General features: G+C 66.7%; 10 protein-coding genes. All 10 read right to left on the bottom strand.

From position 1 onward, the window contains the following. Positions 1 to 927 (bottom strand): hypothetical protein (locus H0W65_RS11470; protein ID WP_294007714.1); only part of this gene is annotated, 927 nt, incomplete at its 3' end. Next, positions 924 to 1,346 carry a 23S rRNA (pseudouridine(1915)-N(3))-methyltransferase RlmH gene (locus H0W65_RS11465; protein ID WP_294007713.1) on the bottom strand — a complete coding sequence of 141 codons (423 nt, stop codon included), beginning with the start codon at positions 1,344 to 1,346 and terminating at the stop codon, positions 924 to 926. The genes H0W65_RS11470 and H0W65_RS11465, both read right to left, overlap by 4 nt. A gap of 2 nt (positions 1,347 to 1,348) precedes the next feature. Further along, the gene (gene rsfS, locus H0W65_RS11460; RefSeq protein ID WP_294007715.1) at positions 1,349 to 1,678 is read right to left on the bottom strand and encodes a ribosome silencing factor; all 330 of its coding nucleotides are present in this window, start codon (positions 1,676 to 1,678) and stop codon (positions 1,349 to 1,351) included. Positions 1,679 to 1,755: 77 nt separating this feature from the next. Further along, positions 1,756 to 2,379, bottom strand: a complete 624-nt coding sequence (locus H0W65_RS11455) for a nicotinate-nucleotide adenylyltransferase (protein WP_294007712.1) — start codon at positions 2,377 to 2,379, stop codon at positions 1,756 to 1,758. 68 nt (positions 2,380 to 2,447) lie between these two features. After that, entirely contained in the window at positions 2,448 to 2,795 is a 348-nt protein-coding gene (locus tag H0W65_RS11450) for a hypothetical protein (protein WP_294007711.1), read from the bottom strand. Positions 2,796 to 2,842: 47 nt separating this feature from the next. Continuing rightward, entirely contained in the window at positions 2,843 to 3,220 is a 378-nt protein-coding gene (locus tag H0W65_RS11445) for a hypothetical protein (RefSeq protein ID WP_294007710.1), read from the bottom strand. Between the two features lie 63 nt (positions 3,221 to 3,283). Beyond that, entirely contained in the window at positions 3,284 to 5,239 is a 1,956-nt protein-coding gene (gene ftsH, locus H0W65_RS11440; protein WP_294007709.1) for an ATP-dependent zinc metalloprotease FtsH, read from the bottom strand. A 66-nt stretch (positions 5,240 to 5,305) separates the two neighbouring features. Further along, positions 5,306 to 6,259 (bottom strand): tRNA lysidine(34) synthetase TilS, encoded by a 954-nt coding sequence (gene tilS / locus H0W65_RS11435; protein ID WP_294007708.1) that lies wholly within the window; start codon positions 6,257 to 6,259, stop codon positions 5,306 to 5,308. Positions 6,260 to 6,263: 4 nt separating this feature from the next. After that, a complete protein-coding gene (locus tag H0W65_RS11430) occupies positions 6,264 to 7,178 on the bottom strand; it encodes a tetratricopeptide repeat protein (RefSeq protein WP_294007707.1) in 915 nt (304 codons plus the stop codon). Between the two features lie 69 nt (positions 7,179 to 7,247). Further along, on the bottom strand, positions 7,248 to 8,141 hold the full coding sequence (locus H0W65_RS11425) for a helix-turn-helix domain-containing protein (RefSeq protein WP_294007706.1): 894 nt from the start codon (positions 8,139 to 8,141) through the stop codon (positions 7,248 to 7,250). Positions 8,142 to 8,362 lie beyond the last annotated feature (221 nt).

Here is an 8,362-nt window from a genome sequence, read left to right as displayed (position 1 = left end):
GGGGGCGGTGATCAGCGTCCCGCGCAGCGAGTTGAAGCGGAGGCCGCGCGAGGCGATGCCGCTGCGGTTGACCGAGCCGAGTCCGTCGGCGAGCGGCGCGTCGAGCGGCAGCGAATAGGCGAAGTCAGGCGCGGGCAGAGGCGAGTCGCCGCGCATCGGTCGGGGTGGGGCTAGGCCGAGCGGAACGAGCACCGCCGCGGTCGCCCGAGCGGCACGACGCTCGGCGGCGCCACTGCCCGCTTCGCCCAGCGCTTCACCGCTGGCGAGAACGCGGTCGCCGGCGCCGAACGCTTCGCCTTGCAGCGATGCGGCGCGCCGGGCCGCTTTGGTTTCCAGCTCGGCGAACCGGCGTTGGCGATCGGCCAGCTGGGCGCGGCCCTTGGCAAGGTCGTCCCGGGCCTGGGTCGCGGTACCTGCGAGTCGGCGGCGCGCGGCAACCTCGGCGGCGAGCGCGGCGCTGCGCCGTTCGATCACCGGCATGGTCGCGTCGAGCAGCGCGCGGACTCGTACCATCTCGTCGATCGACCCGCCGTCGGCCAGCGCCAATAGCGGCGGCTGACGGCCCATGGTGGCGAGGCCGGCGAGCAGGGCGGCGAGCGGCGCGCGGCGCTTGGCAAGTCGTTCTTCGCCGAGGATGACTCGCGCCTTGGCCAAGCGGAGTGCGGCGTCGGCGGCACTGATCTGGGCTTCAGACTCCTCGATCGCGGCGGCAGCGGCGGCCTGCTCGGCTTTCAGTTGCTCAACCTCGTTGCCGGCTTTGGCTGCGGCGGCCTCGAGCGACGACAAGCGCTTCGTCGCCGCCTCGGCCTCAGCGCGGGCTTGGGCGAGCACCTCGTCGGCAGTGATCTCGACCGGCCGCACCGGAGTGCTCGCCGCGACCAGCAGCGGCACGGCGAATATCAGCAGGGCAAAGGCGCGGCGCATCATCCCTCGCGATGGTATGGGTGATTGGCGAGGATCGAGGTGGCGCGAAACAATTGCTCGGCGAGCATCGCCCGCGCGAGCAGGTGCGGCCAGGTCGCCGGGCCGAACGAAAGCAACAGGTCGGCGGATTCGCGCAGCGGCTCAGCGTGACCGTCCGCTGCTCCAATCAGGAATCGCGTCTCGCGCCGCCCGCCATCGCGCCAGCCCTCGAGCTTCTTGGCGAAGTCGATCGACGCCAAGGCCGTGCCGCGCTCGTCGAGAACCACCGTGATACCGTTCGACGATGCCTCGGGCAATGCGCCGCCGCGGTCGGGGAGTTCGGTTATCTTGGTCGGCCAGGTGATGCGCTTCAGATAGCGGTCGGTCAGCTCCGCCTCGGGCGAGCGGCCGATCTTGCCGCGGGCGATGATGTGCAACAGCACCGTCAGGCGCTGGGGCCGGCCGCCTTTGCCGGCGCCTCGTCGCCGAACGCCCACATCCGCTCGAGATTATAGAAAGTGCGGACTTCGGGCCGGAAAAGATGGACGATGACGTCGTCGGCATCGATCAGCACCCAGTCGGCCACCGGCAGTCCTTCGATCCGGGCGATCCGGCCGAACTGCTGCTTGATCTTGGCGGCGAGCTTGGTCGCCATCGACGCGACCTGGCGCGACGATTTGCCCGATGCGATCACCATATGATCGGCGATCGACGATTTGCCGGCGAGGGGAATGGTGACCACCTCGACCGCCTGATCGTCGTCCAGTGATTGCATGACAAGGCTGTGCAGCGCCTCGACGTCGACCGGCTGGGTCGGAACGGCGGCAGGCGCACGGGCGGGATCGGCCAAGGTTACTCCTTATGGGTCGACGGCATGCGACGCTTGCGGGAAGTGAAGCGGCGGTGCCAGTCCGGATCAAGCGCGCGCAGGCGGGTGGCGGAAGTTCGGTCAGGGGGCAGGCGAAGGAAAATGATCGCCGGTGCACTCCACTCCGTCCAGTGCCATGCCATGGCCGAGGAACGGACGAAATGCCTCAACCAGCCCATCGCGCGCGCCGCGCGGGCATCGTCATCATAGCCGGGTCGCGACAGGAGGGCAATCGGCACCATGCGTGCCAGTCGGCGCCAGTCCTTCCATTGATGGAATTGCGCCACAGTATCTTCGCCCATCAGCCAGATGAAGCGCTCGTGAGGCCAGCGCTGCTGGAGCGCGGCAATTGTGTCGACCGTGTAGCGGGTTCCCGACTGCGCCTCGAAGTCACTGACCTTGATGCGGCTAAACCGGGCCATCGCCCGGGCCGAGGCCAGGCGGGCGAGGAACGGGGCCATACCTTCGGCGGGTTTCAGCGGATTGCCGGGCGACACGAGCCACCAAACTTCGTCGAGGCCAAGCGCTGCCATGGCCGCCAGGCTCATCCGGCGGTGGCCGCGGTGCGCGGGGTTAAAGCTGCCGCCGAGGAGACCAATGCGCCGCATGCCAGCTGTATACAAATGATTCGGTCACTTCAAAGCACCGGACCGAAAGGTTATGAATGGCGTGACGATTATAGAGACGTGGTGGGGCAAGGATATTTGCGTTCGAGCAAGCGCTGCAGCACATCCTTGGTGTCTGTCGAGGCTCGGCGGCCGGCGGGCACGGCGCGCAGGGCGGCGAGATATTCGCTTTTGCCGACGCGGGGTTTTCCGCGCGCGGGCGGACAGAAAAAGCTTGGCTTTCCGGCTGCCTTCGCCTCCGCATAGTCGGCCTTCAATCGATCTCCGTCAGCCTCGATGATCGCCTTCAACCGGTAGAAATCTCGCGAGAAGAGCGCGAGCGGGCCGCGCCGGACAAGCGCCTCGGCTCGGGGCAGGAAGACCGACACCGGCACGGCCTCCGCGGCGCCCATCGGCATGGCGATCAACAATCCGCTCAGCAAGATTCTGCGCAGCGGTGGGTGCCTTAAACCGAGCAGGGGAATTTGCGAATCATAATGCGGGTCATTGCCTCGGTCATGTCGATCGCAGCCCGCTCGACGGAAGGAATCGCGGTCATCCCGTTTAGAAACTCTTCATTGCCGATGCGCTTGCTCCCCTTGGGTGGGCAATAGCGCGGCCGATGCCCCTCGGCGAGTGCCGCGAGCCGCAAGGCGCGGGCTCTGAGTCCCGCGGCTCTGGCCTCCCGGACCACCGGCTGTAAATCGCGCGACATCAATGCCATCGGCCCCTTGGCCTTGAGCGCCATCGCCCGCTTGTAAAAGGCCTCGGCGTTCATCGATTGGGCGGGCGCGGCGGCAGGCACGACGAGCAATAATAACGACGCAACTCGGAACTTCGACATGCGAAACGGCCTCCTCGGGCTTGACCGCTTAAGTCGAGCCTCGCTGAACCCGCCTTTAACGCGTCAGACGCCCGCCGGTGCCGCGCCGCCGAGTCCAGGCTTGGGCTTGCGGCTCTTGGGGATCGACGAGCCGGCAGTCGGAAGCGCCGGCTTGGCCGAGCGGCCGCGGTCGATCGAGCCGCCGTCGAGGATCGTCTTGATCTCGTCGCCCGACAGCGTCTCATATTCGAGCAGGGCCTTGGCCAGCGTCTCGAGCTCGCCCCGATGTTCTTCAAGCAGATGCTTGGCGCGGTCATAGCCCTGTTCGACGATGCGACGGATTTCCTTGTCGATCGCCCGCGCGGTTTCGTTCGACATCTGCTTCTGCCGGTTCATCGAATAGCCGAGGAACACCTCCTCGTCGGCGTCGGCATATTGCAGCGGACCCATCTCGTCCGACATGCCCCAGCGGGTGACCATATCGCGCGCCAGGTTGGTGGCGTAACTAATGTCGCTCGACGCGCCTGAGCTGACCTTGTCGTAGCCGAAGATCACTTCTTCGGCGACGCGACCGCCCATCGACACGGCCAGGTTGGCGTACATCTTGTCGCGGTGGTAGCTGTAATTGTCGCGCTCGGGCAAACGCATCACCATCCCCAGCGCGCGGCCGCGCGGGATGATCGTCGCCTTGTGGATCGGATCCGAAGCTTCTTCATGGATCGAGACGATGGCATGCCCGGCCTCGTGATAGGCGGTCATCTTCTTCTCGTCTTCGGTCATGACCATCGATCGGCGTTCGGTGCCCATCATGACCTTGTCCTTGGCTTCCTCGAACTCGCCCATCGCCACTAGCCGCTTGCCGCGCCGCGCGGCGAGCAGGGCGGCTTCGTTGACCAGGTTGGCGAGGTCGGCGCCGGAGAATCCGGGTGTGCCGCGGGCAATGACCCGCGGGTCGACGTCAGGAGCCAGCGGCACCTTTCTCATGTGGACGGCGAGGATTTGCTCGCGGCCGTCGATATCGGGGCGCGGGACGATCACCTGGCGGTCGAAGCGGCCAGGGCGGAGCAAGGCCGGATCGAGCACGTCGGGCCGGTTGGTCGCGGCGATGATGATAATGCCTTCATTGGCCTCGAACCCGTCCATCTCGACCAGCAGCTGGTTCAAGGTTTGCTCGCGCTCGTCGTTGCCGTTGCCGAGGCCGGCGCCACGATGGCGGCCGACCGCGTCGATCTCGTCGATGAAAACGATACACGGAGCTGATTTCTTGGCCTGTTCGAACATGTCGCGGACACGGGACGCGCCGACGCCGACGAACATTTCGACGAAGTCCGAGCCCGAGATGGTGAAGAACGGCACCCCCGCCTCCCCCGCAATGGCACGGGCAAGCAGCGTCTTGCCTGTGCCCGGCGAGCCGACGAGCAGCGCGCCCTTGGGAATCTTACCGCCTAACCGCGCGAACTTGCCCGGGTCCTTTAAATATTCGACGATTTCCTCGAGCTCCTCGCGCGCTTCGTCGATCCCGGCGACGTCGGCAAAGGTGACTCGGCCTTCCTTCTGGGTCAGCATTCGGGCGCGGCTCTTGCCGAAGCCCATCGCGCCCCCGCCGGCGTTCTTCTGCATCTGGCGCATGACGAAGAAGCTGACGCCGAGGATCAGCAAGAAGGGCAGCGACTGGTAGAGCAAGATCAGCCAGAAGCTCGACTGCTCTTCGGCCTTGACCGCGACGCCGACGCCCTTGGCAATCAATCGGTCGGAGACATTGGCGTCGGGCGGAGCGATGGTGCGGAAGCCTTTGCCATCGGCCATCTTGCCGCTGATCGCGACATTGCCGGCCGATGAGGTGGCGATGGTCACCGACTGGACATTGCCCTCGTCGACCTGCTTGACGAATTCGGAATAGGCGAGCGGCGGTCCCTGGACGGCCGTGCCACTGTCGAATGCGCGGACGAACAGCACCAGGCCGAAGATCACCGCCACCCAGATGATCAGCGACTTGGTCCAGGGGTTGCCGGGCTTCTTCTCGGGGGTCTTGTCGTCCACGGGCTTGTGTCTCCTATCGGCCCCTAAAATAGGCGCATTAGCCTTAATGACAATGGAACGCTCGTTTCAGCTGCGATGAGGTGGAGCGGAAGATAGACGCCAGCGCGGGCCTCCTTCTAGCCGGAGGCCCGACAAGGTGATGGTCTTGCCCGCGGTGAGCGCAGCCATAGCCCGGGCGAGATCGGGACCGCGCGGGGGCGCGGCATCCAGCTTGTCGAACGCCGCCAGCAGCAGGCGGCGCGTCATCTCGCGGGGGAGATTTGAGGGGTCGATGACTATCGCAGCGCCATCACGAACCAGCCGCCCCTCGATCAAGGAGGCAAACGCCCAGTCGAGTGCTTCCTCGGCTTCGCGCAATGCCGCCGCGCTGACCGCCAGCCGGGCGGGATCGATCCAGTCGGTCTCCGCCAACCATTGGCGAATGCGAGTGCGATCATGGCGCGGGTCGTGGTTCGAGGGGTCGTCTACCGGCTCGATTTCCGCGCTGTCGACAAGCCCGACAAGTTCCGAGTGACGCCAGCCAAGCAGCGGCCGAACCAGCTCCACATTGTCGAACACGGGCCGAGCCTGGCGGGCTCCGCTCAAGCCCGAAATTCCAGCGCCGCGGGCGAGGCGCATCATCAATGTCTCCGCCTGGTCGTCGGCGTGATGGGCAGTGGCGATCGCTGCGAGGGAGCGCCCGCTCGCCCACTCGCCGAGCAGGCGGTAGCGCATCGCCCGCGCCTCGGCCTGGAGGTTGGCAGTCGGCAGGCCGTGCCAATCCGCCACCAAGATGTGGTGCGGAACGCCGAGCCCGACACACACGCCGGCGACCAGGGCCGCTTCATGCGCACTGTTGGCGCGCAGGCGGTGGTCGACTGTCGCCGCCTCGACCAGGCCGGGCCGCGCGGCTGCGGCGAGGAGCAGCAGCGCCAGACTGTCCGGGCCCCCCGAGACAGCGATGCCGACCCGCTCGCCCAGCGGCACCAGCGCGTCGAGGTCAGCGGCGAAGCGCGCGAGGGCTTCGGCCGCCGGGATCATCGCTTTACTTGCACTTGGCCTCGGCCTTGGCGGCGGGGAGATCGACTTTCAGCGGAGCGCGAAGCGTGGCGCCATAGACCTCCTCGAGCTCCCCATAGGCCTTGCACGCCTGGCTCGGCTGGCCGAGCTTGACCAGCGATTTGCCGAGATAAAAGAGGCTGTCCTGGGCGCGCTCGCCCTTGGGATCGCGGCGGTAATTGGCGAGCAGCGCTTCGGCTGCGGCGCGCGGCTGGCCCTTGTCGAGCATCGAACGGCCGATCAGGTTATTGGCCCAGCTGACCCGGCGATGATCGGGATATTTGGCGGCCATTGCCTTTAACGAAGCGATCGCGGCATCATATTTCTTCGCGGTCCACAGCTGAAAGCCGGCGTCGTAGGCGGCTTCGGCGGCGGCGTTCGGATCGGACTCGTCGACCGGCGGTTTGGCGCGAGGCGTTTCTATTTTGGGTCGGGATGCCGGTGGCGGCGAATCGGTGGGTTGCTCGGCCGCCTGAACCGGTTCGTCGGTCGTTTGACCGCTCGGTTCGGCTTTGCCGGTGGCGTCCGGCGCGGCCCCTTGCTCGATCGCGCGCAGGCGTCGGTCCTGGTCGGCTCGCAGCCGGGCGAGGTCGGCCTCCATCACGCCGAGGCGGTTGCCGTTCTCCTCCGACTGGCGGACGAGGTCCGACATCTGCCTCTCGACCGCGTCGAGCCGTCCGCCAAGCGTGCTAACCGCGTCCTGGGTCGCGGCCGGATCATCGGAAAACCCGGCTGTGTCGGCCGGCTGCCCCTTGGGAAAGACCTGCTTCTGAACCTGGCGAACCTGCTTTTCGAGCCGGTCGATGCGCTGCTCGGGCGTCGGCGGGCGCCTCTGCGCAGCGGCGGGCGTCAAGGCAAAGGCAGCGGCGGCAAGGAAGGAAAGAGAGATCGGCAAACGCATGTTGAGCCTCGAACGGTTTCGGCGATGGATGGCGCGAGTTTGGCGGACCTCCGCTGTCGCGCCGATGAACTATTGCCCGGGGGTGGCCGGCGCGATGCTGTTGTCGGTTGTGGCCGGCGCGGGAGCCGGAGGCGTGTCCCTGCGTCTGACCGCAGCCCGGGGCTTGGCCGGAGCGGCCGTCGCCGCCATCGGCACGGATGCCGGCGGCGACGTTGCCGTGCTCTGACGAGGGCCGCGGAGCAGGTCGGATGCGCGCAGGCTGACTCCCGTGACGCGCTGCCCGGTGGGGCCGACCGCGGGCGCGTCGGCGGTGCCGACCGAAATGCGCAACGCTTCCGGCTTTCCGGTGGTCAGCACCGGCGCGGCAGCGGTCGCCGGCACCTCGTAGCTTTGGCCGGCGGCAAGCTCGCCCTGCTTCAGCACATTGGTGCCGTCCTTGACCTCGATCCACACCGATTCGTTAGCGGTTAGCACCACCGGCCCGGATGTCGTTGGAGCCGCGGGGACGGGCTGATCGGGCACGGCGATTGCATTGGCGGCCTCTGGTGACGGAACGCCTTCTTCGACTGAGCGATTGCCCAGCCAGGTGAAGAGGATCACCGCCAGCAGCACCAGGCCGAGCGCGCCGAGTACAAGTGCCTTGGGCATAGCGCGGGACGGATCGATTGTTTCGTAGACTTCGGGGCTGGTCATGGTCGGGCGCGACCCGCCCATTTCGGCGCGCAGCGCATCGCCGATCTCAGCCCGGTCAAGTCCCACCGCGACGGCGTAATTTTTGGCAAAGCCGATTGAATAGGTTGAGGCCGGCAGCGCGTCCCAGTCGCCGATCTCGATGCTGGCGAGGTGGCGCATCGGGATGCGGGTCGTGGAGGCGACATCCTCGATCGACAGGCCCTTCGCCTCGCGCGCTTGCTTAAGCCGCTGGCCAACCGTCACCATGCCGTCGGGTTCGATCTCGTCCATTCGCTTCCCCCCGCCTGTAACAGGCTTGAATTTGAACCTTTTGTCGGGGCGACCCGTGCCCCTGTCAACCGGCCTTGGGCACGCCGGTCAGTCGAGCGCCACTCCATGCCGCTTCGCCCAATCGCTGAGCGACTTGCGCATGTTGGCGGGGGGCTTGGCAAGCAATGTTTCGACCTTGGCGCGAACCGCGACGGCATCGATCGACCGAATCATCGCCTTGA

This window comes from Sphingomonas sp. (genome assembly GCF_013816785.1).
Taxonomy (GTDB): Bacteria; Pseudomonadota; Alphaproteobacteria; order Sphingomonadales; family Sphingomonadaceae; genus Sphingomicrobium.
The sequence above is the reverse complement of the archived record's forward strand: the minus strand, read 5'-3'. Positions and strand labels throughout refer to the sequence as shown.